General features: G+C 73.3%; 30 protein-coding genes. 9 read left to right on the top strand and 21 right to left on the bottom strand.

Annotation, left to right across the window (positions count from 1 at the left end; translation table 11 throughout):
- Window positions 1-18 precede the first annotated feature (18 nt).
- A complete protein-coding gene (locus EDD26_RS05215; protein WP_123696738.1) occupies window positions 19-534 on the top strand; it encodes a GNAT family N-acetyltransferase in 516 nt (171 codons plus the stop codon).
- Between the two features lie 27 nt (window positions 535-561).
- On the opposite strand, the gene EDD26_RS05210 is transcribed toward EDD26_RS05215, so the two are convergent.
- The 5 genes from EDD26_RS05210 to yczE all read right to left on the bottom strand — a co-directional run bounded on the left by EDD26_RS05210 (window position 562) and on the right by yczE (window position 5030).
- Entirely contained in the window at window positions 562-951 is a 390-nt protein-coding gene (locus tag EDD26_RS05210) for a PPOX class F420-dependent oxidoreductase (RefSeq protein WP_123696737.1), read from the bottom strand.
- A 25-nt stretch (window positions 952-976) separates the two neighbouring features.
- Window positions 977-1765: a histidine phosphatase family protein gene (locus tag EDD26_RS05205; RefSeq protein ID WP_123696736.1), complete on the bottom strand. Its 789-nt coding sequence runs from the start codon at window positions 1763-1765 to the stop codon at window positions 977-979.
- A complete protein-coding gene (locus EDD26_RS05200; protein ID WP_245989765.1) occupies window positions 1762-3741 on the bottom strand; it encodes a bifunctional copper resistance protein CopD/cytochrome c oxidase assembly protein in 1980 nt (659 codons plus the stop codon). Before EDD26_RS05200 ends, EDD26_RS05205 begins: the two co-directional genes overlap by 4 nt.
- A gap of 103 nt (window positions 3742-3844) precedes the next feature.
- Entirely contained in the window at window positions 3845-4129 is a 285-nt protein-coding gene (locus tag EDD26_RS05195) for an HU family DNA-binding protein (protein ID WP_123696735.1), read from the bottom strand.
- A 166-nt stretch (window positions 4130-4295) separates the two neighbouring features.
- Window positions 4296-5030, bottom strand: a complete 735-nt coding sequence (gene yczE, locus EDD26_RS05190) for a membrane protein YczE (protein WP_245989763.1) — start codon at window positions 5028-5030, stop codon at window positions 4296-4298.
- A 97-nt stretch (window positions 5031-5127) separates the two neighbouring features.
- On the opposite strand from yczE, the gene yczR reads away from it, so the two are divergent.
- From yczR to EDD26_RS05175, 3 genes are read left to right on the top strand one after another with little or no spacing between them, the layout of a single operon-like run.
- Window positions 5128-6552 (top strand): MocR-like transcription factor YczR, encoded by a 1425-nt coding sequence (yczR, locus tag EDD26_RS05185; protein ID WP_123696734.1) that lies wholly within the window; start codon window positions 5128-5130, stop codon window positions 6550-6552.
- Between the two features lie 59 nt (window positions 6553-6611).
- Window positions 6612-7577 (top strand): TIGR03885 family FMN-dependent LLM class oxidoreductase, encoded by a 966-nt coding sequence (locus EDD26_RS05180; protein WP_123696733.1) that lies wholly within the window; start codon window positions 6612-6614, stop codon window positions 7575-7577.
- A complete protein-coding gene (locus tag EDD26_RS05175; RefSeq protein WP_123696732.1) occupies window positions 7574-9259 on the top strand; it encodes an alpha-amylase family protein in 1686 nt (561 codons plus the stop codon). Before EDD26_RS05180 ends, EDD26_RS05175 begins: the two co-directional genes overlap by 4 nt.
- Window positions 9260-9262: 3 nt before the next feature.
- Here the strand turns inward: EDD26_RS05175 and EDD26_RS05170 are convergent, their stop codons facing one another.
- From EDD26_RS05170 to EDD26_RS05125, 10 genes are all read right to left on the bottom strand, one after another.
- Window positions 9263-9472: a hypothetical protein gene (locus EDD26_RS05170; RefSeq protein ID WP_123696731.1), complete on the bottom strand. Its 210-nt coding sequence runs from the start codon at window positions 9470-9472 to the stop codon at window positions 9263-9265.
- Between the two features lie 117 nt (window positions 9473-9589).
- Window positions 9590-9895 (bottom strand): 30S ribosomal protein S14, encoded by a 306-nt coding sequence (gene rpsN / locus EDD26_RS05165; RefSeq protein WP_123696730.1) that lies wholly within the window; start codon window positions 9893-9895, stop codon window positions 9590-9592.
- Window positions 9896-10066: a 50S ribosomal protein L33 gene (gene rpmG, locus EDD26_RS05160; protein WP_123696729.1), complete on the bottom strand. Its 171-nt coding sequence runs from the start codon at window positions 10064-10066 to the stop codon at window positions 9896-9898. It abuts the gene before it with no gap.
- Window positions 10066-10302 carry a 50S ribosomal protein L28 gene (gene rpmB, locus EDD26_RS05155; RefSeq protein ID WP_123696728.1) on the bottom strand — a complete coding sequence of 79 codons (237 nt, stop codon included), beginning with the start codon at window positions 10300-10302 and terminating at the stop codon, window positions 10066-10068. The genes rpmG and rpmB overlap by 1 nt, the downstream gene beginning before the upstream one ends.
- 189 nt (window positions 10303-10491) lie before the next feature.
- Window positions 10492-11487: a hypothetical protein gene (locus tag EDD26_RS05150; protein ID WP_123696727.1), complete on the bottom strand. Its 996-nt coding sequence runs from the start codon at window positions 11485-11487 to the stop codon at window positions 10492-10494.
- 98 nt (window positions 11488-11585) lie between these two features.
- Window positions 11586-12014: a Fur family transcriptional regulator gene (locus EDD26_RS05145; RefSeq protein WP_123696726.1), complete on the bottom strand. Its 429-nt coding sequence runs from the start codon at window positions 12012-12014 to the stop codon at window positions 11586-11588.
- Window positions 12011-12853 carry a metal ABC transporter permease gene (locus EDD26_RS05140; protein WP_245989762.1) on the bottom strand — a complete coding sequence of 281 codons (843 nt, stop codon included), beginning with the start codon at window positions 12851-12853 and terminating at the stop codon, window positions 12011-12013. The genes EDD26_RS05145 and EDD26_RS05140 overlap by 4 nt, the downstream gene beginning before the upstream one ends.
- A complete protein-coding gene (locus EDD26_RS05135) occupies window positions 12850-13746 on the bottom strand; it encodes a metal ABC transporter permease (RefSeq protein ID WP_170165535.1) in 897 nt (298 codons plus the stop codon). The genes EDD26_RS05140 and EDD26_RS05135 overlap by 4 nt, the downstream gene beginning before the upstream one ends.
- Entirely contained in the window at window positions 13743-14564 is an 822-nt protein-coding gene (locus EDD26_RS05130) for a metal ABC transporter ATP-binding protein (RefSeq protein WP_123696723.1), read from the bottom strand. Before EDD26_RS05130 ends, EDD26_RS05135 begins: the two co-directional genes overlap by 4 nt.
- A complete protein-coding gene (locus tag EDD26_RS05125; protein ID WP_123696722.1) occupies window positions 14561-15655 on the bottom strand; it encodes a metal ABC transporter substrate-binding protein in 1095 nt (364 codons plus the stop codon). The genes EDD26_RS05130 and EDD26_RS05125 overlap by 4 nt, the downstream gene beginning before the upstream one ends.
- A 121-nt stretch (window positions 15656-15776) precedes the next feature.
- Here EDD26_RS05125 and nadE point away from each other — a divergent pair, with 121 nt between their 5' ends.
- Window positions 15777-16622 (top strand): ammonia-dependent NAD(+) synthetase, encoded by an 846-nt coding sequence (gene nadE / locus EDD26_RS05120; RefSeq protein WP_123696721.1) that lies wholly within the window; start codon window positions 15777-15779, stop codon window positions 16620-16622.
- Between the two features lie 296 nt (window positions 16623-16918).
- Here nadE and EDD26_RS05115 read toward each other — a convergent pair whose 3' ends face one another.
- The 4 genes from EDD26_RS05115 to EDD26_RS05100 are packed head-to-tail and all read right to left on the bottom strand — an operon-like array spanning window position 16919 to window position 21439.
- The gene (locus EDD26_RS05115) at window positions 16919-18214 is read right to left on the bottom strand and encodes a dihydrolipoamide acetyltransferase family protein (RefSeq protein ID WP_123696720.1); all 1296 of its coding nucleotides are present in this window, start codon (window positions 18212-18214) and stop codon (window positions 16919-16921) included.
- 20 nt (window positions 18215-18234) lie between these two features.
- The gene (locus EDD26_RS05110) at window positions 18235-19254 is read right to left on the bottom strand and encodes an alpha-ketoacid dehydrogenase subunit beta (RefSeq protein ID WP_245989761.1); all 1020 of its coding nucleotides are present in this window, start codon (window positions 19252-19254) and stop codon (window positions 18235-18237) included.
- On the bottom strand, window positions 19251-20384 hold the full coding sequence (locus EDD26_RS05105; RefSeq protein WP_123696719.1) for a thiamine pyrophosphate-dependent enzyme: 1134 nt from the start codon (window positions 20382-20384) through the stop codon (window positions 19251-19253). The genes EDD26_RS05110 and EDD26_RS05105 overlap by 4 nt, the downstream gene beginning before the upstream one ends.
- Window positions 20381-21439 carry a histidinol-phosphate transaminase gene (locus EDD26_RS05100; protein ID WP_123696718.1) on the bottom strand — a complete coding sequence of 353 codons (1059 nt, stop codon included), beginning with the start codon at window positions 21437-21439 and terminating at the stop codon, window positions 20381-20383. Before EDD26_RS05100 ends, EDD26_RS05105 begins: the two co-directional genes overlap by 4 nt.
- A gap of 58 nt (window positions 21440-21497) precedes the next feature.
- Between EDD26_RS05100 and EDD26_RS05095 the strand changes: the two genes are divergently transcribed.
- Window positions 21498-21902: a phage holin family protein gene (locus EDD26_RS05095; RefSeq protein ID WP_123696717.1), complete on the top strand. Its 405-nt coding sequence runs from the start codon at window positions 21498-21500 to the stop codon at window positions 21900-21902.
- Between the two features lie 61 nt (window positions 21903-21963).
- Here EDD26_RS05095 and EDD26_RS05090 read toward each other — a convergent pair whose 3' ends face one another.
- Together EDD26_RS05090 and EDD26_RS05085 are read right to left on the bottom strand one after the other, a co-directional pair.
- Window positions 21964-23568 (bottom strand): hypothetical protein, encoded by a 1605-nt coding sequence (locus EDD26_RS05090; RefSeq protein WP_123696716.1) that lies wholly within the window; start codon window positions 23566-23568, stop codon window positions 21964-21966.
- Window positions 23565-23822: a hypothetical protein gene (locus EDD26_RS05085; protein WP_123696715.1), complete on the bottom strand. Its 258-nt coding sequence runs from the start codon at window positions 23820-23822 to the stop codon at window positions 23565-23567. The genes EDD26_RS05090 and EDD26_RS05085 overlap by 4 nt, the downstream gene beginning before the upstream one ends.
- A 123-nt stretch (window positions 23823-23945) precedes the next feature.
- Between EDD26_RS05085 and EDD26_RS05080 the strand changes: the two genes are divergently transcribed.
- From EDD26_RS05080 to EDD26_RS05070, 3 genes are read left to right on the top strand one after another with little or no spacing between them, the layout of a single operon-like run.
- Window positions 23946-24458, top strand: a complete 513-nt coding sequence (locus tag EDD26_RS05080; RefSeq protein WP_123696714.1) for a low molecular weight protein-tyrosine-phosphatase — start codon at window positions 23946-23948, stop codon at window positions 24456-24458.
- Window positions 24459-24467: 9 nt separating this feature from the next.
- A complete protein-coding gene (purB, locus tag EDD26_RS05075; protein WP_123696713.1) occupies window positions 24468-25847 on the top strand; it encodes an adenylosuccinate lyase in 1380 nt (459 codons plus the stop codon).
- A 33-nt stretch (window positions 25848-25880) separates the two neighbouring features.
- Window positions 25881-26897 (top strand): zinc-binding dehydrogenase, encoded by a 1017-nt coding sequence (locus EDD26_RS05070; protein WP_123696712.1) that lies wholly within the window; start codon window positions 25881-25883, stop codon window positions 26895-26897.
- Window positions 26898-26974: the final 77 nt, after the last annotated feature.

Here is a 26974-nt window from a genome sequence, read left to right as displayed (position 1 = left end):
CGCCGCTACGCTGACCGCATGGGCGACGGCGACACGGGTGACGGTGGCACAGGCGACGGCGGCCTCCGCATCCGGCCGGCGACGACTGCGGACGCCGACGTGCTGCTGCCGCTCTTCGCCGCCCATCGCGCGGCCGACGAGCCCGACGAGAAGGTCGACCGCTACCGCGAGCGCCTCGGATCGCTCGTCGAGAACCACGCCCATCACATCGTCGTGGCCGAGCTCGACGGGCGGGTGATCGGCTACGCCGCCGCCCAGGACTACGGGCCGGCGCCGCACCGCGACTGGTCGATCGCCCGGATGCACGACCTGTGGGTGTCGCCGGACGCCCGCGGGCACGGCGCGGGCACGGCGCTCTTCGAGGCGGTCCGGTCGTGGGCGGAGCTCGACACCCGCGTGCGCGTGCTCGAGTGGCAGTCGCTCGACGTCGCGGCCGCGTTCTACCGCAGGCTCGGCCTCTCGGGCGAGCACGTCGACGAGACCGACCCGCGCGAGCGCTACGAGCTCGAGGTGCACCTGCCCTCGCGGCGCTGACCGAGCCGCCGCGCGGCGTCGGCCGCGTCAGACCCGGCCGGTGACGTTGTCGATCGCCATCCGCAGGATGATGCGGTCGGGCGAGTCCGGCGGCGCCTGCGTCGACGGGTTGCCGTAGCGGTTCTGCAGCTCGACGTAGAACGCGCCCGTCGGGTCGTCGATGACGCCCGCGAGGTGGCCGCGGATCTCGACGTAGAGCAGCGGGTCCTGCGGGTCGACGATCGACAGGCTCATCGTCGGGTTCGCCTGCAGGTTCTTGAGCTTCTGGCGCTTGCTCGTGTGCGTGAAGCGCACCTCGTCGCCCACGACCTGGAACCACATCGGGTTCGACTGCACCGTGCCGTCGGGCCGCACGGTCGCGAGGTGGGCGAACAGCGGCTGGTCCGTCAGGTAGCGGTACCGCTCGGGGATCGTCATGCCGTCAGCCTCGCACGCGGGCGCGCTACCGCGCGATCGACGCGTCGGCCGTCTCGCCGAGCCCGTCGAGCCGCCAGACGAGCGTGCGCGCGGGCAGCGAGATGGTCGTGACCGAGCAGTTCGGCAGGATCATGTCGGGCGTCAGCTCGGGCACGAGCTGGCGCAGCATCGAGGTGATGAAGCCGCCGTGCGAGACGACGAGCACCTGCACCTCGTCGTCCCCGGGCACGGCGGATGCCGCGCGCACGATGCGCTCGAGCGCCACGTCGGCGCGCACCACGGTCTCGGCGGCCTGCTCGGCCTGCCCGCTCGCGTCGAGCTGCGCGATCGTGTCGAACAGGCCGCGCCAACCGACCTGCTCACCGATCGAGCGGAGCGCGCTCAGCTCTCGATCGACCTCGAACCCGTGCTCGACGATGACCTCGCGCCACACGTCGGCCGCGGGGCGCTCCTCGTGGCTGCCGAAGTGCCACTCGCGCAGCACCTCGTCGTAGGTGATGGACGGCTGCGGGTCGAGCCGGGCGAGGATGCCCTCGGCGGTCGTGCGCGTGCGCTGCAGGTCGGAGGAGAAGGCGAGGTCGAAGCGCTCGCTCGAGAGCCGGTCGGCGACGGCGGCGATCTGGTCGCGGCCGCGCTCGGTGATCGGCGAGTCCGACCAGCCCTGCATGAGGTGGTTGATGTTGTGCTCGGTCTCGGCGTGCCGCACGATGCGCAGCCGCAGCGCGCGACCCTCGGCGTAGGCGGCGAGCTCCTCCGGCAGGTGCTGCTCGGGGCGGTCGGCCGGCCCGCCCGCCTCGTGACGTCCCTCGGTCATCGCTTCCCCATCCGCTCGAGCATGTCGTTGTAGGCGTTGAGGTCCGCGTCGCCGTCGCGCGACGCGGCGCGGTCGGTGCGCACCTGTTCGCGCCGGTCGCTGCGCGCCCAGAGCACGACGGTCGTGATCGCGAGGATCACCGTCGGGATCTCGCCGATGGACCACGCGATGCCGCCGCCGACCCGCTGGTCCGCGAGCGCGTCGACGCCGTTGCCCATCGCGCCGAACCAGTCGGCGAGCAGCAGCGCCTCACCGGTCATGAGCGTGAGGCCGAAGAACGCGTGGAAGACCATCGCGCCGAGCAGCAGCACGAGGCGCAGCGCGTAGGGCGGCCTGGCAGGGCCGGGGTCGATGCCGATGATCGCCTGCACGAACAGGTAGCCCGAGCCGACGAAGTGCACGACCATCCAGACGTGCCCGAGGTGCTCGTGCATCGACCAGGAGAAGAGCGGCGTGTAGTAGAAGAGCCACAGGCTCGCGACGAACAGCCCGGCCGCGACGAGCGGTGAGCTGAGCACCTCCATGTACTTCGAGTGCACGATGGCCATGAGCCACTCGCGACCGCCGCGCGAGCCGTCGCGGCGCTTCTGGATCGCCCGCATCGCGAGCGTGATCGGCGCGCCCGGCACGAGCAGCACCGGCACGGCCATGCCGAGCAGCATGTGCACGAGCATGTGGAGCGAGAACTGGAACTCCTGGTAGAGGTTCAGCGCGCCGTTCGTGCACCACCACAGCAGCGCGACGCCGGCGACCCACGCGACCGTGCGCTGGAGCGGCCAGCGGTCGCCGCGACGCGCGAGACGGGCGACGCCCGCGAGGTAGAAGAACGCCAGCATCGCGCAGATGACCGACCAGAGCGGGTCGATCGACCACTGGTCGGCGAGCCGCGCCGGCTCGAAGGTCGCCGGCAGCGGTCGCCCGGTGAGGATCTCGGCGGGCGTCGCCTCGGCACCGGGCGGCACCTCGGCGACCGGCGTCGGCGTGCGCGCGAGGCCGGCGGCGACGCCTGCGGTGACGCCCATGACCGCGAGCTCCAGCGCGAGCAGCAGCGCGACCGCGCGACCCGACACCCGCTGCGGCACCGCCGTCGCGGGCCGCAGCACGCGCATCCGCTGCCACGCGCCGAAGCCGCCGAGCACGAGCAGCAGCGCCGCCTTCGTGAGCGACAGGAGGCCGTAGGGGCTGAACCAGTCGCCCTCCATGCGCACCCAGGCCGAGACGATGCCCGAGAACGCGACGACGAGGAAGCTCACGAGGGCCAGCGAGGAGTAGCGCAGCAGCACGTCGCCGTAGGCGGCGTCGGCGACGACGTCGGATCCGCCGGGCTGCGGGTCGCGGCGGGCGAGCAGGCCGACGTGCAGCAGGCCACCCAGCCAGATCGAGACGAAGATGAGGTGCAGCAGCAGCGAGGACACGGCGATCGTGTGGTTCGCGGTGCCGCCCGCGTGCCCGCCGGAGGCGATGAGCCAGAACGGCACGGCCCAGAGCACCACGGTGAACGCGACCGCGACGGGTCCGCGCGCGACGAGCAGCAGCACGGTCAGCAGCGCGAGCGCGAGCAGCGTGCCGAGCAGCAGCCGGCCGGTCTCGACCTCGACGAAGAAGAACTGCAGCAGCTGGCCGAAGTCGTTCGTCGCGGTGACGGGGTTCGTCACCACCTGCCGGAACGACCCGAAGCCGACGAAGCCGTGCGCGACGGTCGCGATGCCGGCGGCAGCGCCCGCGAGGTCGAGCGTGCGGTGCCAGTCCCGGCTGCGCGGCCGGAGCGCGAAGCAGGCGAGCACGGCGCCGCCGAACGCGGCCGCGATCGCGACGTTCCGCAGCATCGTGGCCATCGGCACGCCGTAGCGCACGGCTGGGCCGGGGTCCTGCAGGCTCGGGGCCGCAGCGCCGCCGCCGAGCTCGAGCGCCGCCCACGCCGCGGCCAGGCCCGCGAGGATCGCGAGCGCCGGCGCGAGGAGACGGATGCGCTGCACCCGCCCAGGGTAGTCGTCGCCCCTATGAGCGACGTCGGCCCCCGGACGACAGGAGGGGCCCCGCCTCACGGCGGAGCCCCTCCTGCTGCTGTGGTGGTGCGAGCTACTTGACGGCAGCCTTGAGCTTGGAGCCGGCGGTCAGCTTGACGCGGTGGCCAGCGGCGATCTTGATCTCGGCGCCCGTCTGCGGGTTGCGGCCCGTGCGGGCAGCGGTCTCGGTGCGCTCGGCGCTGAAGAAGCCCGGGATCGAGACCTTGTCGCCAGCGGCGACGGCCGTCGAGACCTCGTCGAACAGGGCGTCCAGCACTGCGGTGACCTTGGCCTGCGAGAGGTCGGTCGTCGCTGCGATCTTCGAAGCGAGGGTGGTCTTGTTGATGGTCTCAGCCATGGTGTCCTCCTGATGGTGGCATGTCCGTCCCGCCTGGGGGCGGGCATCCGTCGGCGCCCGAGGGGGCTCCGACCAACCCCGAACGTAGCCCTGAACCCCTGGCGGGCACCGGAGAACCCGGGCGACACGCCGCAGTTTCCGCGGTTTTCCGCGGATCGCGAACGGATCAGCGACCCGGATCGACTCCTCGGCGGCTCGTGAGCCGCGCGACCGTCGCCGCACGGCGCCGCGCGAAGAGCGGCAGGAAGATGCCGATCAGCGGGCCGATCCCGAAGGCGAAGATCACGGTGCCGACCCCGACCGGGCCGCCGAGCAGCCAGCCGAGCAGCAGCACGGTGCCCTCGATGAGGGTGCGGACGATCCAGACGCGCCAGCCCGTGATCCGCACGATGCCGGTCATGAGGCCGTCGCGCGGCCCGGGACCCAGCTGCGGCGCGATGTAGAGCCCGGTCGCGAAGGCGAGCAGCACCATGCCGCCGACGAGCAGCGGCACCTGGGCCCACAGCCCCTGCACCTCGGGGATCAGCAGCAGCCCCACGTCGGCCGAAGGGCCCACGAGCACCGCGTTGAGGAGCGTGCCGATGCCCGGCCGCTGGCGCAGCGGGATCCAGATGAGCAGCACGAGCGCCGACACGGCGATCGTGGCCATGCCGTAGCTCATGGGCAGGTGCACGGCGAGGCCGAGCGAGAAGACGTCCCACGGACCGACGCCGAGGTCGGCGCGGATCAGCAGCGCGAGCGCGATGCCGTAGAGGAACAGGCCGACGAGCAGCTGGACGACCCGCGCGGTCGTGTCGCGCGGGCCCAGCGCATCGATGGGCAGCAGCAGCCGTCGGATCGGGTGCCCGGCGGATCGCTCGTGCGCTCGTGGGTGCTGCTGCTGGTGGGGACCGGTCGTCACAGCATCCATTCCACTCCATGGGCCATGCCGCCGTCGCGGGCCACTCCCCCGCAAGTGGCTCGTGCTCTCCAGTCCACTGAGGCGGCAGGATGAGCACATGGCATCCAGGCTCGGCACCCAGCTCGGCGAGTGGCGCGCGACGACCGCGGTCGCGCAGTCGCTCGCCGACCGCATCCGCATGCTGCTGCTCGACGGCCGCATGACGGTCGGCGAGCGGCTGCCCAGCGAGCGGGCGCTCGCCGCCGAGCTCGGCCGCTCCCGCGCCACGATCGCGCGGGCCTACGAGCTCCTCGAGTCGGGCGGCTACGTCGTGCGCACGCACGGCTCGGGCACCCGGGCATCGCTGCCGGCGCAGCGCCTGCAGCGTCCGGCCGCGGCGGACCACGACGTGATCGACCTCACGATCGCGTCGATCGGCTCCGCGCCGGGGCTGCACGCGGCGACGGTGCGGGCGCTCGACCGGCTCGCGGGACTGCTCGGCACCCCCGGGTACTCGATCGACGGCCTGCCGGAGCTGCGGGCGCGCATCGCGGATCGCTACACCGCGCGCGGCCTGCCGACCGACCCCGACCAGATCGTCGTCACGAGCGGCGCGATGCACGCGCTCTCGATCGTGCTGGCGGCATTCGGCGAGCGAGGTCGCAGCGCGGTGGTGGAGCAGCCGAGCTTCCCGCACGCGATCGACGCGCTCCGCCGCACGGGGCACCGGCTGCTCCCGACGCCCGTGACGCCGGATGCGGGCCCGGACGGCAGCGGCGGATGGGATGCGAACCACCTCGTCGAGACGCTGCGGTCGCAGCGGCCGGCGCTCGCCTACCTGGTCGCCGACTTCCACAACCCGACCGGGGCGACGATGCCCGAGCTCGAGCGGGCGAGGCTCGCCGCGGTCGCGCGCGCGACCGGCACGCTGCTCATCGTCGACGAGACGTGCGCCGAGCTCGACATCGACCGCGGCTGGACCCCGCGGCCCTTCGCCGCGCACGGGCCGGCGATCCTGCTCGGCTCGATGTCGAAGATCGCGTGGGGCGGGCTGCGCATCGGCTGGATCCGCGCGGGCCGCGAGCAGGTGGCCGCGCTGCTCGGCGCGCGGCCGTCGATCGACCTCGGCACCCCGCTGCTCGAGCAGTGCATCGCGATGGAGCTCTTCGACGAGATCGATGCGCTGCTCACGAGCACGCGCGACCGGCTGCGCGCCGGCCGTGCCGCGGTCGCGGCCGGCCTCGCCGAGCACCTCCCGGGCGTGGCGATGCCGCCGATGCCGGGCGGCCTCGCCGCCTGGGTCGACCTGGGCGGCCCGTGGTCGACCGCGCTCTCGCTCGCCGCGCGCGATCGAGGGCTGCTCCTGCCGCCCGGGCCGCGGTTCTCGGCCTCCGGCGTGCTCGACCGCTTCGCCCGCATCCCCATCACGTGGGAGCCGGCGCTCACCACCGAGGCCATGGTTCGCCTCGGCAGCGCCTGGCGCGCGCTGCACGCGGGCGAGCGCTCCAGCCGCGAGCACCTCGACCGCTCGGCGGTCGTCTAGCAGTCGACGCTGGACGCGCGGGCATTGACCAGCCGACGTGCACCCGGTTCGCTGGAGCGATGACCGTCCTCGGATTCCACGCGTCCCACGAGCAGCTGCCCCCCAGCAGGCTCCTCGCCGCGGTCCAGCACGCCGAGGCGGCGGGCTTCGACGCGGCGATGTGCTCCGACCACCTCGCCCCCTGGAGCGTGCGGCAGGCGCACAGCGGCTTCGCCCTGTCGTGGCTCGCCGCGGCGCTCGCCACCACCTCGCTGCGGTTCGGCGTCGTGACGGCGCCGGGGCAGCGGTACCACCCGGTCGTGCACGCGCAGGCGCTCGCGACGCTCGCCGAGATGTTCCCCGGGCGCTTCTGGGCCGCTCTGGGCTCCGGCGAGGCGATGAACGAGCACGTGACGGGCGACCCCTGGCCGGAGAAGGCCGTGCGGGAGCGACGGCTCGTCGAGTGCGTCGACGTCATCCGCCGCCTGCACGCCGGCGAGGAGGTGACGCACGAGGGCGAGATCACCGTGCATCGCGCCCGCGTCTGGTCGCTGCCGGAGGAGCCGCCGCCGCTGCTCGCCGCCGCCACCACCCCGGAGTCGGCCGCCGCCCACGCCGCCTGGGCCGACGGCCTCATCACCGTGGCCGGCGACGCCGAGTCGCTCCGACGGATCGTCGAGGCATATCGCGACGCCGGGGGGCGCGGCCCGGTCGCCGGCCAGCTGCACCTCTCCTGGGCGAGCGATGAGCAGGAGGCGCTGCGGATCGCCCGCGAGGAGTGGTCCAACGGCGTCATCCGCCCCCCGGAGGCCTGGGACATCGCCTTCCCCGAGGAGTTCGACCGGCGCAGCGCCGGCGCGAGCGAAGCGGACATCCGGGCGGCCGTGCACGTCTCGAGCGACCTGTCGCGGCACACGACCCACATCGCCGGGCTGCTCGCCACGGGCATCGATGCGCTGTACCTGCACCACGTCGGCGAGGAGCAGGCACCGTGGATCGACGCGTTCGGCGAGCGGGTCCTCCCCGCGCTGCGGGTCGGCGCGTGAGCCCGCGCCCGATCGAGGCCGCCGACAGCTGGTGGCGGAACGCCGTCTTCTACTGCCTCGACGTCGAGGTGTTCCAGGACTCCGACGGCGACGGGATCGGCGACCTGCAGGGACTCGTCTCGCGCATCCATACGCTCGCCGACCTCGGCGTCACGTGCCTGTGGCTCATGCCGTTCTTCCCGACCGCCGACCGGGACGACGGCTACGACATCACCGACTTCTTCGCGGTCGATCCCCGGCTCGGCACGCTCGGCGACCTCGTCGAGGTCATCCGCGTCGCCCGCGCGCAGGGCATGCGCGTGATCATCGACTTCGTCATGAACCACACCTCGGACCAGCACCCGTGGTTCCGGTCCTCGCGCTCCTCGCGCGACTCACCGCATCGCGACTGGTACGTGTGGCGGGATGCGCCGCCGGCGAAGCAGGACGCGCCCGTCTTCCCCGGCGAGGAGGACTCGACCTGGACGGAGGACGAGCGCACGGGCCAGTGGTACCTGCACCACTTCCGCGCGCACCAGCCCGACCTCAACATCGCGCACCCGCCCGTGCAGGTGCAGATCGAGCGGAACCTCGGGCTCTGGCTCGAGCTGGGCGTCTCGGGCTTCCGGGTCGACGCGGTGCCGTTCCTGTTCAGCAGCGCGCCCGCGCACGGCACCGAGACGACCGGCGCCGCGCCCGACTACCAGGGCGCCGACCACCTGCGCGGGATCCAGCGCTTCGTCTCGCGCCGCAACGGTGAGGCGATGCTGCTCGGCGAGGTCAACCTCCCGCACGAGCAGCAGCTGCAGTGGTTCGAGGCGGAGGGCGAGGCCTCGGGCCTGCACCTGCAGTTCGACTTCGTGTCGATGCAGCAGCTCTTCCTCTCGCTCGCACGCAAGGACGCGCGGCCGCTCGCCAAGGCCCTGCGCGACCGGCCGGAGCTGCCACCGGCGAGCCAGTGGGCGAACTTCGTGCGCAACCACGACGAGCTCACGCTCGACAAGCTCGCGCCGGAGGAGCTCGAGGAGGTGTTCACCGCCTTCGCGCCGGACGAGGGCATGCGGCTGTACGGGCGCGGCATCCGGCGTCGGCTGCCCACGATGCTCGGCGACGAGCGCGCGGTGCGGCTCGTCTACACGCTGATGTTCTCGCTGCCGGGATGCCCGGTGCTCTTCTACGGCGAGGAGATCGGCATGGGCGAGGCGCTCGAGGTGCCCGGCCGCTACGCGGTGCGCACGCCGATGCAGTGGGAACCGGATGCGAGCGGCGGGTTCTCGACGGCGCCGCAGCGGCGCTGGACCCGGCCGATGCCCGAGGGCGAGCTCGGCCCGCAGCGGGTGAACGTCGCCGACCAGCAGCGCGATCCGACGTCGCTCTGGCGGCACATCCAGCAGCTGACCGACCTGTACCGCGACACGCCGGAGCTCGCGTGGGCCGACCTCGAGGTCATCGGCGTGCGGCAGCGGTCGGTGCTCGCGCACGTGTGCCGCGGCGACGACTGGACGATGCTCGCGCTGCACAGCCTCGGCGACGAGCGCTCGGCCGTGCGGCTCGAGCTGTCGGCCGACGGCCCGGTGACGCTCGTCGACCGCTTCGACGGGTCGACGATCACGGTCGACGGGATGCTCGAGCTCGAGCTCGACCCGTACGGCTGGCGCTGGCTGCTCGTGACGCCCGCCGACGCGACGATCCGGCGCGTGTAGCGGCTACGCCGCCGGCGGGGCGGGCGCGGCGGACGGCGCCGGCCGGGCATCGCGACCGCGCGCGACGAGCTCCTGCAGGGAGCGGTCGATGCGCAGCAGCGCCCGCAGCCCGATGACCACGACCGCGATCACGGCGATGAGCGTCAGCAGGCTCGGGATGGCCAGGATGAGCGTGCGCGGGTTGCCGGTCATGAGGTACATGAGGAAGTCCATGCCGCCGACTCTTGCATGCGTCCGCCCGGGCTGCGATCACGATCCGAGCACGATGCGGGCATCGGACGACGAGGGGCCCCGACCGCGAGGTCGGGGCCCTTCGTGCGAAGCGGGTGGTTACCAGCTCGACTTGGTCACGCCGGGCAGCTCGCCACGGTGCGCCATGTCGCGGAAGCGCACACGAGAGATGCCGAACGCACCGACGTGGCCGCGGGGGCGGCCGTCGATCGCGTCGCGCTTGCGCACGCGGACCGGCGAGGCGTTGCGGGGCAGCTTCTGCAGCCCGAGACGAGCGGCCTCGCGCTCCTCGTCGGTGCTCTTGGGGTCGACGAGCGCCTTCTTGAGGGCAGCGCGCTTGTCGGCGTAGCGGGCGACGATGATCTTCCGCTGCTCGTTCTTGGCGATCATGCTCTTCTTGGCCATTTATCGCTCCTCTCGGAACTCGACGTGCTGACGCACGATGGGGTCGTACTTCTTCAGCACAAGTCGGTCGGGGTTGTTGCGACGGTTCTTCTTCGTCACGTAGGTGTAGCCGGTGCCGGCCGTCGAGCGGAGCTTGATGATCGGACGGACGTCCTGGGACTTCTTCGCCATCAGAGCTTCACCCCCCGAGCCTGCATGTCACGGACGACGGCCTCGATGCCACGGGCATCGATGACCTTCATGCCCTTGGCCGAGACGTTGAGCGTCACGTTGCGCTTGAGCGACGGGACGAAGTACGTCTTGCGCTGCACGTTCGGGTCGAAGCGTCGCTTCGTGCGCCGGTGCGAGTGCGAGATGTTGTGTCCGAAGCCGGGAACGGCTCCGGTCACCTGGCATACGGCTGCCATTGGTGCCTCCATGTGGTTACCGTGGGCCGGAGCCCACCCAAGATCACTTGCCTGCGCACGCTGAACCCTGGTCCTTGCGGGGTGGGAGGCACGTGCGCTGCGCGGCCGAAGCCGCACCAACGACCTATCGTACGGCATCCGGCTGCTGCGCGGCAATCCTCATCTGCAGCGGTCGCTGCGGCGCCGCGATCAGTGGGACGGCGGGAAGGCGGGCTGCCCGTCGGGCCCCATCGGCAGCGGGGTGCCGTCGGCGTAGGTCGGCCACGGGAGCAGCCCGGTCGGCGGCTGCTGCTGCGGTGGCATCTGCTGCTGCACCGGGTGGAGCGGCATCTGCTGCTGCACGGGCTGCTGCTGCATGGGCTGCTGGCCCGGCCACGCCGTCTGCTGCGGCCACGGCTGCTGCCCGGGCGCCGCGACGGCCGCGGGACGCACGTGCTCGCCGCGCGCCTCCGCCTCCTGCCAGTCGATGTTGCGGCGGTTCCAGTAGAGGAGCACGGTGATCGATGCCGCGAGCGCGGTCACGACGATCGCGGCGACCGTGGCGCGCCAGTACCACTCGCCCACGTCGAGGCCGAGGGCGTCGAGCGCGAAGTGCAGCGTGAGCAGCACCCCGACGAGCCCGAGCAGCGCGGCCGCGATGAGGCCGATGACGCGCGCCATCGCGGCGCGGCTGCGGTTGCCGAGCGAGATGAGCCCCCACGCGCCGGCCGCGGCCGCGCGCACGACCAGGATGGTCAGCAGCACGATGCCGAGCAGCTCGGCGAAGAGGAAGTCGTCCTCCCACGGCTCGCGCTCGGCCTCGCGGGGGCCGTCCATCCAGATGGCGATCATCAGCACGGCGAGCAGGTAGACGTTGGCCGCGACGCCGATCACGAGCGGCGTCGCGGAGCGCCGGGCGAGCACGAGGTCGAGCGCGAGCAGCCCGGTGAAGGCGAGGAAGACGACGACCGTCCAGACGACCCGGGACGCCTGGCTCTCGAAGTCGCCGACGAAGATGAGCACCACCGTGATGATCGTGACCACGGCCAGCAGGCAGATGCCCACGAAGAGCACCGGCTGGATCCCCAGGATGCGGCGCTGGCGGGATGCCGGTGCCGGAGCCTGCTGCGCTGGCTGCCGTCGCTGCGTGACGTCGTCGACGCCGCTCGGGTGCTGGGCGCCGTAGGCGCTGGGCGGGTTCGTCACGACGACCTCCTGGGGCTGCTGCCGTCATGATCACAGCCATGCCTGGGCGCTCGCCGCATATCTCTCGGCCCCTGTGGACGCGCGAGCCGCGGCGGTCGCTAGCGCGCCGCCGCGCAGACGGCGCAGAGGCCGAAGATGTCGACGACGTGCTCGGGCTCGACGAAGCCGTGCGCGGCAGCGACCTGCCCGGCCCAACGCTCGACGGCGGCCGCCTCGAGCTCGACCGTGCGGCCGCAGCGGCGGCAGATGAGGTGGTGGTGGTGCGTGCGCGTGCAGGCCCGGTAGAGGGCCTCGCCGCCTGACTGCAGCGCATCCGCCTCGCCGTCCTCGGCGAGCGCCGCGAGCGCGCGGTAGACGGTCGCGAGGCCGACCGTCGAGCCGGACTGCCGCATCGACTGGTGGAGCGCCTGCGCCGAGACGAACTCGTCGCTCGCGCCCAGCGCCTCCCGCACGGCTTCTCGCTGCTTCGTGGTGCGCCGCGGGGCGTCGGCGCTGGGGCCTGCGGTCGTGATCTCTGCGTCGCTCATGGTGTCCTCGCCTCGATGGTCGCACGGACCGCGGTGGGGCGCGCCCGGTCGCGCGCGCTGCCCACGAGCCACGCGGCGCCGTAGAGGAGCGCCGCGACCAGCGCGATCGCGCCGCCGGCCGCGAGATCGAGCCAGCGCGACGCCAGCAGGCCGACCACCCCGGAGGTGATGCCGATGGCGGGCGCGAGCACGAGCATCCACCGCCAGTCGCGCACCACGAGGCGCGCTGCGGCGGCGGGCGCGACGATGAGCGCGACCCCGAGGATGGCGCCCACGACCGGCATGATCGCCACGACCGTGCCGGCGATCAGCGCGAGCGAGACCGTCTCCGGGATCCACGGGCGCATGCCCGCCCGCCGGTAGCCGGCCTCGTCGGCGCTCGAGAAGACGAGGTGCCGCCCGGCGAGCGCCCACACGGCCGCCGCGGCGACGAGCAGCACGGCCGTCAGGCCGACATCGGCGCCGGTCACCGCCAGCACCTGGCCGACCAGGAACGACTCGACGTCGATCGCGAGGGGCGCGAGCGACTGCAGCAGCGCGCCGAGGGCGAAGCCGGCGGTGAGCATGACACCGGAGGCGACGGCAGGGCCCTGGGACCGGATGCGCCCGATGCCGACGGCGACGGCGATGAGCGCGACCGCGGCGACCGCGGCGCCGATCGGCACCGAGCCGCCGAGCATCGCCGCCGCGACGGCCCCTGGGAAGGTCGCGTGGGTGAGCGACATCGTGAAGAACGCGCGCTCGCGCAGCACGACGAGCACGCCGACGATCCCGGCGAGGGCTCCGGCGAGCACCACCTCGAGCATCGCGAGGGCGAAGAAGTCGAGCTGCGGCATCATCGCGTCCCTGCGACGGCGAGCGGGGCCCGCCGACGGCCGCGACCGCGCACGGCGCCCGCGGCGAGCGCGAGCAGGTAGCCCGCGATCATCGTCAGCGCGACGGTCGCGCCCGGGGCGGCGTCGAGGCCGAGCTCGGCGAGCTGCACCACGAGCCACAGCCCCAGCCAGCCGGTGACGGCGCCGAACAGGATGGCGACCACGATCGCGGCCCGCAGCGAGCCGGTGACCGCTCGTGCTGCTGCGGCAGGCACGATCACGACGGCGAGCGCGAGCAGCGTGCCGACCGACGCGGATGCGGCGACCACGACGAGCGCGACCGCGACCGTGCCGATCATCTCGAGCGCGAGCACGGGCAGCCCCGCGCGGCGGGCGCCGGCCGCGTCGAAGGCCGCGAACAGCTGCGCCCGGGCGGTCGCCGCGACGAGCGCGACGCCGACCGCGATGAGCGCGAGCGCGATCCAGAGGTCGCCCCACGTGATCGTGAGCAGGCGTCCGAAGAAGAAGTCGGAGAGGCTGCCGGCGATGCCCTCGGTCGCCGAGACGAGGACGACGCCGAGCGAGAAGAAGCTCGTCAGCACGATCGCCACCGCCGTGTCGCGGGGCTGCCCGCGGCGCGCGATGAGCGCGAGCACCACGGCGGCGACGAGCGCCGCACCGATGGCCCCCGGGAGCAGGCCGGCAGCGCCGCCGAGCACCGCGCCGATCGCGAGGCCCGGGAAGACCGCGTGCGTGAGCCCGTCGGCCGAGAACTCGAGCCGCCGCAGGTGCACAAGCACGCCGACGGTGCCGGCGGCGACCGCGAGCGCGAGCAGCAGCAGCAGCGGCCGCGCCATGAACGGCACGGCGAACGGCGTGAACGGGTCGAGCAGCGCCGCGATCGCCGGCGCCGTCATCGGGCGTCGCGGCGGTCGAGCCCGTCCTCGGCCTGCAGCAGGTGCTGGTGGCGCTCGGTGTGCTCCGCCTCGTGGTGCTCGGTGGTGGCGAGCGTGTGCCCGTCGATCTCCATGACGTGCGACGCGAACGCGGCCTCGACCCGCTCGAGCGTCAGCACGCATCCGGTCTCGTCGAACGCGATCTGCCGCTGGTTGACGAGCAGCGTGCGGTCGCACACGGCGCGCGCGAGCTCGAGGTCGTGGGTGGTGATGACGAGTGCGACGCCGCGCGCCTTCAGCGCGCGGACGGTCTCGAGCAGCGCCTCGCGCGAGCCCTGGTCGAGGCCGTTGAACGGCTCGTCGAGCAGCAGCAGGCGCGGCTCGCTCGCGAGCGCTCGGGCGAGGAGGCCGCGCTGGCGCTGCCCGCCGGAGAGGTCGCCGAACCGCGTGCGGCGCTGGGCGCTCAGGCCGACGGCCTCGAGCGCGTCGGCGACGATGCGCCGGTCGGCGCCGCCGGGCCAGCGCAGCCCGAGGCGCGGCGTCCGGCCCATCGAGACGACCTGCTCGAGCGTCACCGGGAAGGCCGGGTCGATCTCGCTCGACTGCGGCAGCGAGCCGATCTCGCCACGGCCCGTCGGCACGCGGAAGACGCGCGCGTCGTGCTCGGCGAGCCCGAGGAGACCGGCGAGCAGCGTCGACTTGCCGGCGCCGTTCGGCCCGATGAGCGCGACTGCCTCGCCGGGCAGCACCTCGAAGCTGACGTCGGTGAGCACCGGCGCGGCGCCGTAGCCGAACGCGGCGTCCGCGATCTCGACGACCGCGCCGGTGCTCGTGCTCATGACAGCGATCCTGGCACCGGCAGCGGCTCGGCGCCCCATCCGGTGACGAGCGCCGTCGTGTTGTGGATCTGCGAGCCGATGTAGGTGCCGGTCGGCGACCCCTCTGCACCCAGCGCGTCGGCAGCGAGCGCGTCCTCGCCCTGCCGCAGCTCGACGCCGGCCTCGCGCGCGATCGTCGCGGCGAGCTGCGGGTCGATCGCGTTCTCGCTGAAGACCACGGGCGCTCCGGTCGCGCGGATCTCGGCGACGAGCTCGTCGATGTGCGCCGCGCTCGCGTCGGCGCTGTCGTCGAGGCTCGGCAGCACCGTGCCGACCACCTGCACGTCGAACGCTCGCTCGAGGTAGCCGACGGTGTCGTGCGTCGTGACGACGAGGCGATCCTCGACCGGCACCTGCTCGATCGACGCGCGCATCCAGGTCTCGAGCTCGTCGAGCTCTGCGAGGTAGGCATCGGCGGAGGCGGCGATGTCGGCCTCCGGGTCGGCCGCGATCACGGCGTCGCGCACGGCCTCGGCCTGCACGATCGCGTTGGCCGGGTCGGTCCAGACGTGCGGGTCGAACTCGCCGTGGTCGTGGCCCTCGTGGCCCTCCTCCTCGGCGTGCTCGGCGTGCTCCTCCGCCGTCTCCCCCTCGTGGCCCGCGTCCTCGTGGTCGGCGTGCTCCTCCGCCGTCTCGCCCTCGTGCGCCTCCTCGGCGTGGTCGTGGCCCTCGTGCGGGTCGTCCTCGGCGGCGAGCAGCTCGATCCCCTCGGAGGTGTCGACGATCGTGCCGGCGAAGCCCGACGCCTCGACGGTGCTGTCGAGCCAGGTCTCGAGGCCCGCGCCGCTGATGACCAGCAGGTCGGCGCTCGCGAGCGCCGACAGCGCGGCGGGGCCGGGATCGAACGCATGGGCGGAGCTGCCGGGCTCGAGCAGGCTCGTCACCGTCGCGGCATCGCCGACGACCTCGCGCGTGATGTCGGCGAGCTGCGTCGTCGTGGCGACGATCTCGAGGCCGTCGTCGGTCGTGCCCTGGCCCGCCGCGCTGCCCGCGCATCCGGTGAGTGCCATCGCCATCGCGCCGATCGCGCCGACAGCAGGGAGGTTCCGCATGGGTGTCCTTGTCCAGCACAGCGCCCTGCCGTGCCCGTCCACGCTACGCGGAAATGAGAACGATTGTCAATCGCGCGGACTCGCAACACGTTCGAAACCAGCCGGGTCTAGGCTTCCCGCCATGGAGCGCACCACCGGCACACCGCAGTCCGCCATCATCGCCGCACTCGAGGCCCAGCCCTCGATCGACCCGGCGCCCGAGCTCGAGCGACGCATCGGCTTCCTCGTCGACTACCTCGCCGCCACGGGCGCGAAGGGGTTCGTGCTCGGCATCTCCGGCGGTCAGGACTCGACGCTCGCCGGACGCATCGCGCAGCTCGCGGTCGAGCGACGGCGCGCGGCGGGCGAGGATGCCTCGTTCGTGGCGGTGCGCCTGCCCTACGGCGTGCAGCACGACGAGGAGGACGCGCAGCTCGCGCTCGACTTCATCAAGGCCGACCGCGAGGTCGTCGTCGACGTGAAGCCCGGCGTCGACGAGCTCGAGCGCGAGGTCGAGGCCGCGATCGGCGAGGTCGTGGACTACCACAAGGGTAACGTCAAGGCGCGGGCGCGGATGGTCGTGCAGTACGCGATCGCGGGGCAGCTCGGCATGCTCGTGCTCGGCACGGACCACGCCGCCGAGGCGGTGACCGGCTTCTTCACGAAGTACGGCGACGGCGGCGCCGACGTGCTGCCGCTCTCGGGGCTGACGAAGAGCCAGGGCAAGGAGCTGCTGCGGGAGCTCGGGGCGCCGGACCGGCTGTGGCAGAAGGAGCCGACCGCCGACCTGCTCGACGGCAAGCCCGGGCAGGCCGACGAGCACGAGCTCGGGGTCAGCTACGAGCAGATCGACGCCTTCCTGCGCGGCGAGGACGTGGACGACGACGTCGCCGCCGAGATCGTCACGAAGTACGACCGCACCGAGCACAAGCGGCGGATGCCGGTGGCGCCGAGCGACGACTGGTGGCGTCCGCAGGCGGCGGAGTAGCGCCAGGCTCGTCGAGGAGCACGCCTCCCTGCTCGTCGAGGAGCACGCCGAAGGCGCACGTATCGAGACGGACCTCCGGCGCGAGCAGTGTGATCTCGATACGCGGCCGGCTTCGCCGGCTGCTACTCGATCGGCAGGTCACGCTCGTCGAGTAGCACGCCGGAGGCGCGCGTATCGAGACGAATCTCTGACGCGAGGAACGTGATCTCGATACGCGGCCGGCTTCGCCGGCTGCTACTCGATCGGCAGGGGGCGGCCGGCCTCGCCGGCCGCTCCTCAGTCAGCAGGTGGGGCGCTCAGTCGAGCAGCAGCGCCGGCTCCTCCAGGATCGACGCGACGTCGGCCACGAAGCGGCTGATCACGTCGCCGTCGATCGCGCGGTGGTCGAACGAGCCGCCCACGGTCGTCACCCAGCGGGGCCGCACCTCGCCGTCGACGACCCACGGCTTCTGCCGGATCGTGCCGAGCGCGATGATCCCCGTCTCCCCCGGGTTGAGGATCGGCGTGCCGGTGTCCATCCCGAAGACACCGATGTTCGTGATCGTGAACGTGCCGTGCTGCATGTCGCCGGGCTGCGTCCTGCCCTCGCGCGCGGTCGCGGTGAGCTGCTGCAGCGCCTTCGCGAGCTCGAGCAGCGACATATGCTGCGCGTCCTTCACGTTCGGCACGAGCAGGCCGCGCGGCGTCGCCGCAGCGATGCCGAGGTTCACGTAGTGGTGCACGACGAGCTCGTCGCCGGTGAACGTCGAGTTCACCTGCGGCGACCGGCGGATCGCCCACAGGATCGCCTTCGCCATGATGAGCAGCGGCGAGACCTTCACATCGGCGAAGTCGGCCGACCCCTTGAGGCGCTGGACGAACTCCATGGTCCGCGTCGCGTCCACGTCGGTGAACACCGACACGTGCGGCGCCGTGAACGCGGAGTCGACCATGCCCTGCGCGATCACCTTGCGCACGCCCTTGACCGGGATGCGCTCCTCGCGGCCGCCCGACCACTGCGGCGTCTCGAGGTTGCGGAACACGCTCGCCTGCTTGGCCGACTGCACGACGTCGTCGCGCGTGACCTCGCCAGCCAGGCCGGTGCCGGCCACGAGCGACAGGTCGACGCCGAGATCCTTCGCGAGCTTGCGGATCGGCGGCTTCGCGATCACCGGCGACGCGGATGCCGCGGGCACGGAGGCAGGCGGGGCCGGTCGCGCCGAGACGACGGCGGGCGGCACGTCGCGCACGGTGTGGGGCTTGCGGCGGCGGGTCTCCGCACCGCCGCGCACGCCGTAGCCGACGAGCACGGCGCCGCCGTCCTCGTCGCGGTCGACGGTCTGCTGCGTGTCGAGGGTCGTCTCGACCGCGTCCGCGTCGCCACCGGAGACGCGGATGATCGGCGTGCCGACCTCGACCGTCTGGCCCTCCTCGACGAGCAGCGCCTCCACGGTGCCGTCGAACGGGCTCGGCAGCTCGACGAGCGACTTCGCGGTCTCGACCTCGAGCAGCACGTCGTTGACGTGCACGGTGTCGCCGGGGTGCACGCGCCACGTGACGATCTCGGCCTCGGTGAGGCCCTCGCCCGGATCGGGCAGCCTGAACTCCTGCATCGGTCGTCCTCCGGTCGTCGTCAGTAGGCCAGCGAGCGGTCGACCGCGTCGAGCACGCGGTCGGCGTCGGGCAGGTAGATGTCTTCGAGCTGCGCCGGCGGGAAGGGGGTGTCGAAGCCCGACACCCGCAGCACCGGCGCCTCGAGCGAGTAGAAGGCGCGCTCGGCGATGGTCGCGGCGATCTCGGAGCCCACCGACACGTGGCCGGGCGCCTCCTGCGCGACGATCACGCGGCCGGTGCGCTGCGCCGACTCGACGAGCGGCGCCCAGTCGATCGGCGACAGCGAGCGCAGGTCGACGACCTCGCACGACGTTCCCTCGCCCTCCGCGATGAGAGCCGCCTGCAGCAGCACGTGCACCATCGCGCCGTGGCCGATGAGCGTCACGTCGGTGCCAGGCTTCGCCACGACGGCCTGGTGCAGGCGGGCGGCGGGCGCGGGCAGCACCTCGCCCTTCGACCAGTACTTCGACTTCGGCTCGAGGAAGATCACCGGGTCGTCGCTCTCGATCGCCTGCCGCAGCATCCAGTGCGCGTCGTTCGCGGTCGACGGGCTCACCACGCGCAGACCGGCGGTGTGCGCGAAGTACGCCTCCGGGCTCTCCTGGTGGTGCTCGACGGCGCCGATGTGGCCGCCGTAGGGGATGCGGATGACGATCGGCATCGACACGCGGCCGCGGTGGCGGGCCGTCATCTTCGCCAGCTGCGAGACGATCTGGTCGAAGCCCGGGTAGACGAAGCCGTCGAACTGGATCTCGATGACCGGCCGGTAGCCGCGCATCGCGAGGCCGATCGCAGTGCCGATGATGCCGGACTCGGCGAGCGGGGTGTCGAGCACCCGGTGCTCGCCGAACTCGGCGTGCAGCCCGTCAGTGATGCGGAAGACGCCGCCGAGCGGGCCGATGTCCTCGCCCATCAGCAGCACCTTGTCGTCGGCGCGCATCGCCTCGCGGAGCGCCGCGTTCAGCGCCTTCGCGATGGGCATCGTGACGGATGCCGCCGGCACCGCCTGCGCCTGCTCTGCCTGGGTGTCGCTCGTCATGCCTCGCCTCCGAAGCCGGCCTCGAACTCGGCGAGCGCGCGCTTCTGCTCGAGCACCAGCGGGTGCGGCTCGCTGTACACGTGGTCGAAGATGTCGTCGCTCGCGGCGGTGCCGGCGGCGAGCGTGCGGCGCCGCATGTCGGCGGCGAGCTCGGTCGCCTCCGCGTCCTGCTCGGCGAGCGCAGCGTCGTCGACGCCCAGCTCGCGCAGGTGCGCGGCGAGCCGCGCGATCGGGTCGCGCCGGCGCCACGCCTCCTCCTCCTCGGAAGGGCGGTAGCGCGTCGGGTCGTCGCTCGTCGTGTGCGCGCCCATCCGGTACGTGTCGGCCTCGACGTAGCCGGGCCGTCCCTGCCTGGCCGCGTCGAGCATCCGCCGCGTGACGGCGAACGAGGCGAGCGGGTCGTTGCCGTCGACCCACGCGGCGTCGAGGCCGAAGCCGCGCGCCCGCTCGTGCAGCGGGGTGCGGCTCTGGCGCGTGGACGGCACCGAGATGGCCCACTTGTTGTTCTGCACGAAGAAGACGATGGGCGCGTCGTAGCTCGCGGCGAAGACGAGGCCCTCGCTCGCGTCCCCCTGGCTGGCCGCGCCGTCGCCGTAGAACGCCATCACGGCCTCGTCGCGGGACGCGTCCCCGGTGCCGCACGCGCCATCGAGGCGGATGCCCATGGCGTAGCCGGTCGAGTGCAGCGCATGGGTGGCGATCACGAGCGAGTAGATGCGCATGCCGCGGGTCTCGAGCGGGTCCCAGCCGCCGTGCACGGCACCGCGGAAGATGTCGATGATCTGCAGCATGTCGACGCCGCGGTGCAGCGCGATGAGGTGCTCGCGGTAGGAGGGGAAGATCGTGTCCTGCTCGCGCGACGCCCAGGCCGCGCCGACCTGGGCGCCCTCCTGGCCGATCGACGGCACCCAGAGGCCGAGCTTGCCCTGCCGCTGCAGGTGGCCCGCCTCGATGTCGAACCGCCGGGTGCGCAGCATCTCGCCGTGCATCTCGAGCCGGTCGTCGGTCGACAGCTGCGCCGCGAGCTCGCGCCACTCCGCGTTCGCGTCGGACTCGACGAGCGAGCCGTCGGCGTCGAGCAGGCGGATGGGCTCCGTCGCGGCGTCGGCCGGGGTATCGGCCCGCGTCACTGCAGCGCCTGGATCTCGACGGCGGCCGCCACGATGTGGTCGTCGGCCTCCGGCTCCCCCACCGAGATGCGCACGCCGTCGGCGAAGACCTTCGCGACGATGCGGTTGGCGGCGAGGATGTCGTGGATCGCCTCCTCCTGACCGGGCTGCGACGGCACCCAGACGAAGTTGCCGAACGGCCGCGGCACCGGCACGCCGGCGTCGACGATGCGCTGCCAGAGCGCGTCGCGCTGCGCGGCGAGCACCTCGATGCGCGCGTAGGTCTCGTCGCGGTGCGCGAGCGCGGCGATCGCGGCGGCGGACGCGAGCGACGTCTGCGACAGCGGCACGCCGCACAGGTCGGCCCCGCGCAGCACAGCCGGGTCGCCGACCGCGTAGCCGACGCGCAGGCCGGCGAGGCCGTGCGCCTTCGAGAAGGTGCGCAGCACGACGAGGTTGGCGTGCTCGCGCTGGAGCGCGATGCCGTCGATCGCGGAGTCCTGCACGAACTCGATGTAGGCCTCGTCGAGCATGACGAGCACGTCGGAGGGGACGCGCGCGAGGAAGGCGTCGAGCGCAGCCGCGTCGACGATCGTCCCGGTGGGGTTGTTGGGGCTGCAGACGATCACGGCGCGCGTGCGCTCGGTGATGGCGTCGGCCATGGCGTCGAGGTCGTGCGCGTGCTCGGCGTCGACCGGCACCTCGATCGGCGTCGCGCCGCCGGTGCGGACGAAGAGCGGGTAGGCGTCGAAGGAGCGCCAGGCGTAGACCACCTCGTCGCCGGGGCCGGCGACGGCGTGGATGAGCTGCTGCAGCAGGGTCGCGGAGCCGTCGCCGATGAGGATGCTGCCCTCGTCGACGCCGAGCTCGGTCGCGAGCGCCGCCCGCAGCTCGGGCGCGCCGGGCCGCGGATAGCGGTTCACGCGCAGCGCCTCGCGCTGCACCGCCTCCACCACCGCGGGCAGCGGCGGGAAGGGGTTCTCGTTGCTCGAGAGCTTGTAGCCACCCTGGGGCGCCGGCCGTCCCTGCTGGTAGGGAGGCACCGCCGCGATCTCGGGTCGAAGTCGCACAGTCACCGGTTCAGGCTATTGCGCCTGCTGGCTCCGTCGGGGATATGGATGCCACAATCGGCCCATGCGCTTCCTGCTCCGCGTCGCCTTCACCGCGGTCGCCATCTGGCTCGTCACGCTCTTCGTGCCGGGCATCAGCATCGACTCGATCGGCAGCGCCTGGTGGGAGGTCGCGCTCACGACGCTCGGCGTCGCGCTGGTCTTCGCGATCGTCAACGCGACGATCGGCAACCTCATCCGGATCGTGGCGTTCCCGCTCTACATCCTCACCATCGGCATCGTCGCGCTGTTCGTGAACGCCTTCCTGCTGATGATCGTGCACTGGCTCTCGCAGCTCGTCGGGTACGGCATCGAGGTCGAGAGCTTCTGGTGGGGGATGCTCGCGGCGGTGTGCATCGCGTTCCTCACGTGGTTCATCACGATCGTGACGCGGCCGATCTTCGGCAAGGAGCGCCCGCGGGAGCGGTGAGCCGGCCGCGCTCGTCGAGGAGCACGGCGACGGAGTCGCCGCGCGTATCGAGACGAACTCCCTAGCGGCGGACCGCGACGCTCCACCCCGCGACGCCCTCGCCGCCGTCGGTCGCCGCGCGCAGGCGCTCCGCGAAGGTCGCCACGACGAAGTCGTCGGCGGGCGCCCGCGCGAGCGACTCGACGTACTCCTGCCCGTCGTGCCGCGCCGCAGCCCCCGTGCCGTGGCCGCCCGCGCTCTCGAGCGCGACCGTCGTGATCCCCTGCGCGTCGCCGATGCCGCCGAGCGCCGCGACCGGGTCGCCCGCGTGCGCGACGGACAGCACCTCGACGCCCGGCGGCAGCGCGGTGCCGTCGACCGGACCGCCGACGAGCATCGCCGTCTCGACGCTGAACCGCTCGGTCGCGGCGACGTTCGCGGCGGCCGCGGCGCCCTGCGAGTAGCCGAAGAGGTCGACCGGATCGTCCGGGCGGATGCCGGCCGCCTCCATCGCCTGCACGAGCGCCGCATCCGAGCCGCGCAGCACGTCGGGCGTCGAGCCCGCGTTCTCGAGGTTCGCCGGCCCGTCGAGCCCGGTCGCCGCATCCGGCAGCCGCGCCTCCGTGCCGCGCACGAAGACCTGGAACCGCCGCCCGCCGCCCGGCATGCGGTGCTCGTGGATCGTGATCTGCTCGTCCTGCGCGAGGATCACGCGCATCGCCTGCGCGGGTGAGGCGACCGGGCGCGCGGGCGGCGGGACCGGGCGCACCTCGGTGGCGCGCACCCGCTGCAGACCGCCTCCCACGCGCACCCCGAGCCCCGCGCCCGCCGCGAGCGCAGCGAACAGCTCGTCCTGTCCGATCGCCGCCTCCAGCCCGGCCGCGACCGGCGCGGGCACGCGCAGCAGCCCGGCGAGCGCCTCGTCCGTCGACTCCATGGCGATCGCGAGCGCCGGCACGAAGCCCGGCGTCGCGACGAGCCGCTCACCCGCGCGATCCCAGAAGCCCGCCGCGTGCGCCATGAGCTGCTCGAGCCGCACACCCGCAGCTCGGGCGTGCGCGACGAGGGCGGTGACGTGCTGCGGATGCGTGACCGCGAGCCGCGCGGCGAGCGGCACCACCACGAGCCCCGTGGCCAGCACGGCGCCGGCGCCCAGCACCAGCAGCGGCGACGACGCGGCGACCGCGCCGATCGCGAGCGCCGGCGCTACCGCGCCGAGGACGTGCGCCGCCCCACCGGCGAGCTCCTCGACGAGGCGGAGCACCGCGTCGGACGCCAGCTCGTAGGCGCGCCCCGCGAGCATCGTGTCGTCGTGCAGCCGCTCGAGCTCAACGGCGAGCGCGGCGGCGGCGGCGGTCCGCGCATCAAGCTCGGCAAGGCACGCGCGCATGCCCGCGGCGTCGACGCCGGGCGCCGCGTCGAGCAGCAGCCCGGGGACGCCGCGGAGCGCCAGCACGGCCCGCCGGACGAGCCAGCCCGCGTCGCGCAGCCGCGCGCACGCGATGCCCGTGACGCTGGGGTCCCACGCGCTCGCGGCGGCCTTCGGCGGCATCCCGAACGCCCCCGCGCCGACCACCGCGCCGACCGCCGCGCCCACGCCGAACGAGCCGCCCGCGCCGGAGCGGCCACCGAACCCGCCGGGGTCCGCACCGAACGAGCCGCCGCCGCCGTCCACCGCATCGGTCACGTCGCCCCCTCGATCGCGAGCGCGAGCATGCGGAGCTCGAGCTCCTCCTCGGCCAGCCGATCGTGCAGCGCGAGGCACCGCGCGTCGAACGCTGCCCGCGCCGGACCGAGCCAGGCGTCCTGCCCGCGCAGCAGCACGAGCCCAGCCGCCTCGTCGAGCAGCAGCGCCGCCCGGCGCACGGCCGCCTCCACGGCCCGAGCCTGCGCGACCGCCTTCGCGTGCGCGGCCGCCGCCGCCGCATCCGTCATCGTCATCGCACTCCCCCGGGGCACCGTGGCACTCGCGGAGCCCCGGGCGCCCGGCGCGCGTGCCGCCCTGTGGAGAGATCGGCCAGCGCCCGTGGCTCGGCGGCGGCGCGCGTTTGCCACAATGGGGCCGTGACCATCGACCGGGAGTTCGCCGACGCCACGCGCTTCCGCGTCTGCTTCGTCTGCACGGGCAACATCTGCCGCTCCCCGATGGCCGCCGCGGCGTTCGAGCGGCTCGCGCAGCGGCACGGCGTCGCCGAGCGGCTGCTGGTCGCGAGCGCCGGGATCAGCGAGTACCACGTGGGCGAGACCGCCGACCCGCGCACGCTCGCCGTGCTCTCGGATGCCGGCTACGAGGCCGGTGCGCACCGCGCCAAGCAGTTCAAGCCGCGCTGGCTCGACGACTTCGACCTCATCATCGCCTTCGACCGCGGGCAGGAGCGCGCGCTCCGCTCGCTCGCGCGCGGCGACGAGCAGCTGTCGAAGATCCGCCTGCTGCTCTCGTTCGACCCCGACGCCACCGGCCAGGACGTGCCGGACCCCTACTACTCGGAGGACGCCTTCTTCGGCACCGTCCTCCGCCAGATCGAGACCGCCGTCGGCAGGCTGTTCCGCCAGATCCAGCCCGCCATGCGCCCCTGAAGGAGCCCCATGCCGCTGCCCATCCAGCCCCTCTCCCCGCTCGACGGCCGCTACCAGCGGCAGACGTCGGCCCTCGCGGAGCACCTCTCGGAGGCCGGCCTCAACCGCGCGCGCGTGCACGTCGAGGTGGAGTGGCTGCTGTGGGTGGCCGAGCACCGGCTCTTCGGCGCGACCCCCGTCGAGCCGGGTGATGCGGAGGCGCTGCGCGCCTGGGCGGCCGGCTTCGGGCAGGCCGAGATCGACTGGCTCGCCGAGAAGGAGGCGGTCACCCGCCACGACGTGAAGGCGGTCGAGTACCTCGTGCGCGATCGGCTCGCGCAGCAGGGCCTCGAGCGGCTCTCCGAGGCGGTGCACATCGCCTGCACGAGCGAGGACATCAACAACCTCTCCTACGCCCTCACCATCCGCGCCGCGGTGCAGGACGTGTGGATGCCGGCGTTCCGCGCCGTCATCGACCGGCTGCGCGAGCTCGCGCTCGAACAGCGCGATCGCCCGATGCTCTCGCTCACGCACGGCCAGCCGGCGACGCCCACGACGCTCGGCAAGGAGCTCGCGGTCGTCGCCTGGCGCCTCGAGCGGCAGGCGACGCGCATCGAGGGCGTCGAGGTGCTCGGCAAGTTCGCCGGCGCGACCGGCACCTTCTCGGCCCACGTCGTCGCCGAGCCCGGCGCCGACTGGCCGGCCACCGCATCCGCCTTCGTCGAGCACCTCGGGCTGACCTGGAACCCGCTCACCACGCAGATCGAGTCGCACGACTGGCAGGCGGAGCTGTTCGGTGCGATCTCGCACGCCGGCCGCATCCTGCACAACCTGGCGACCGACGTGTGGACCTACATCATGCTCGGCACGTTCACGCAGATCCCGGTCGCGGGCGCCACCGGCTCGTCGACGATGCCGCACAAGATCAACCCCATCCGCTTCGAGAACGCCGAGGCGAACCTCGAGCTCGCGTCGGCGCTGCTCGACTCGCTCTCCGCCACGCTCGTGACGAGCCGCCTCCAGCGCGACCTGACCGACTCGTCGACGCAACGCAACATCGGCGTCGCGCTCGGCCACTCGCTGCTCGCGCTCGACAACCTGAAGCGCGGGCTGAGCGAGATCGCCGTGTCGGAAGCATCGCTCGACGCCGCGCTCGACGGCAACTGGGAGGTGCTCGCCGAGGCCATCCAGACGGTCATCCGCGCCGAGGTGCTCGCGGGCAGCTCGTCGATCGACGACCCCTACGCGCAGCTCAAGGAGCTGACCCGCGGGCAGCGCGTCGGGCAGGCGGAGCTCATCGCGTTCGTCGACGGCCTCGACATCTCGGATGCCGCCAAGGAGCGCCTGCGCCGCCTCACCCCCGGCACCTACACGGGCGTCGCGAGCGAGCTGGTCGACCGCCTGCCGTAGGGGTCGCCAAGGCGCGCGTGCCAGGCTGGTGGCATGCGAGCGACGATCCTGCACGCCCCTGGCGACATCCGTGTCGAGGAGTGGGCCGACCCGACCATCGAGCAGCCGACCGACGCGATCGTGCGGGTCGTGGCCGGCTGCGTGTGCGGCTCCGACCTCTGGTCGTACCGCGGCATCAACGAGGTGCTCGAGCCGCGCACGGTCGGCCACGAGGCGATCGGCGTCGTCGAGGCGGTCGGCGCGGACGTCGGTCGGGTGCGCGTCGGCGACTTCGTCATCGTGCCGTTCGACCACTGCTGCGGTCGCTGCGTGCACTGCCTCGCCGGGCAGACCCAGGGCTGCGTCGAGCTGGCGATGACGGCGAGCGGACAGGCGGAGCTGACGCGCGTCACGAACGCCGACGCGACCTGCTTCGTGCTCGACGAGGCCCCGTCGGCCGATCGCCACGCGGCCGTGCTCGCCCTCAGCGACGTGCTGCCCACCGGCTACCACGCAGCCGTCTCGGCCGGCGTCGGACCGGGCATGACCGCGGTCGTCGTCGGTGACGGCGCCGTCGGCCTGTGCGGCGTGCTCTCCGCTCGCCGCCTGGGCGCCGAGCGCATCATCGCCCTCTCGCGCAACCCCGAGCGGCAGCGCATCGCCACGGTGTTCGGGGCGACCGACCTCGTGCCGGAGCGGGGCGACGACGCGGTCGAGGTGGTGCGCGAGCTCACCGGCGGCGTCGGCGCGGATGCCGTGCTCGAGTGCGTCGGCACCGAGGAGTCGATGGCGACGGCGTTCGAGGTGGCCCGGCCGGGCGCGACCGTCGGGTACGTCGGCGTCCCGCATGGCGCAGCAGTCCCGTGGCGTTCCGCGTTCCGCGGCAACATCGGCCTGCGCGGCGGCATGGCGCCGGTGGTGCGCTACCTGCCGGAGCTCGTCCCGGCCGTGCTCGCGGGCGACCTCGACGCATCCGCCGTCTTCGACCTCGAGCTGCCGCTCGACGAGGCCGCCGAGGCCTATCGGGCGATGGACGAGCGCCGCTCCGTGAAGGCCCTGCTGCGACCCTGACGCCGGCGGCGATGGACGGGGAGTTCTCCCCATCGCCCTCCCCCGCCGCGGAGCCCTAGCGTGAGCACATCGGTAGA

This window comes from Agrococcus jenensis (genome assembly GCF_003752465.1).
Lineage (GTDB): Bacteria > Actinomycetota > Actinomycetes > Actinomycetales > Microbacteriaceae > Agrococcus > Agrococcus jenensis.
This window is presented reverse-complemented; position numbering and strand designations above follow the sequence as displayed.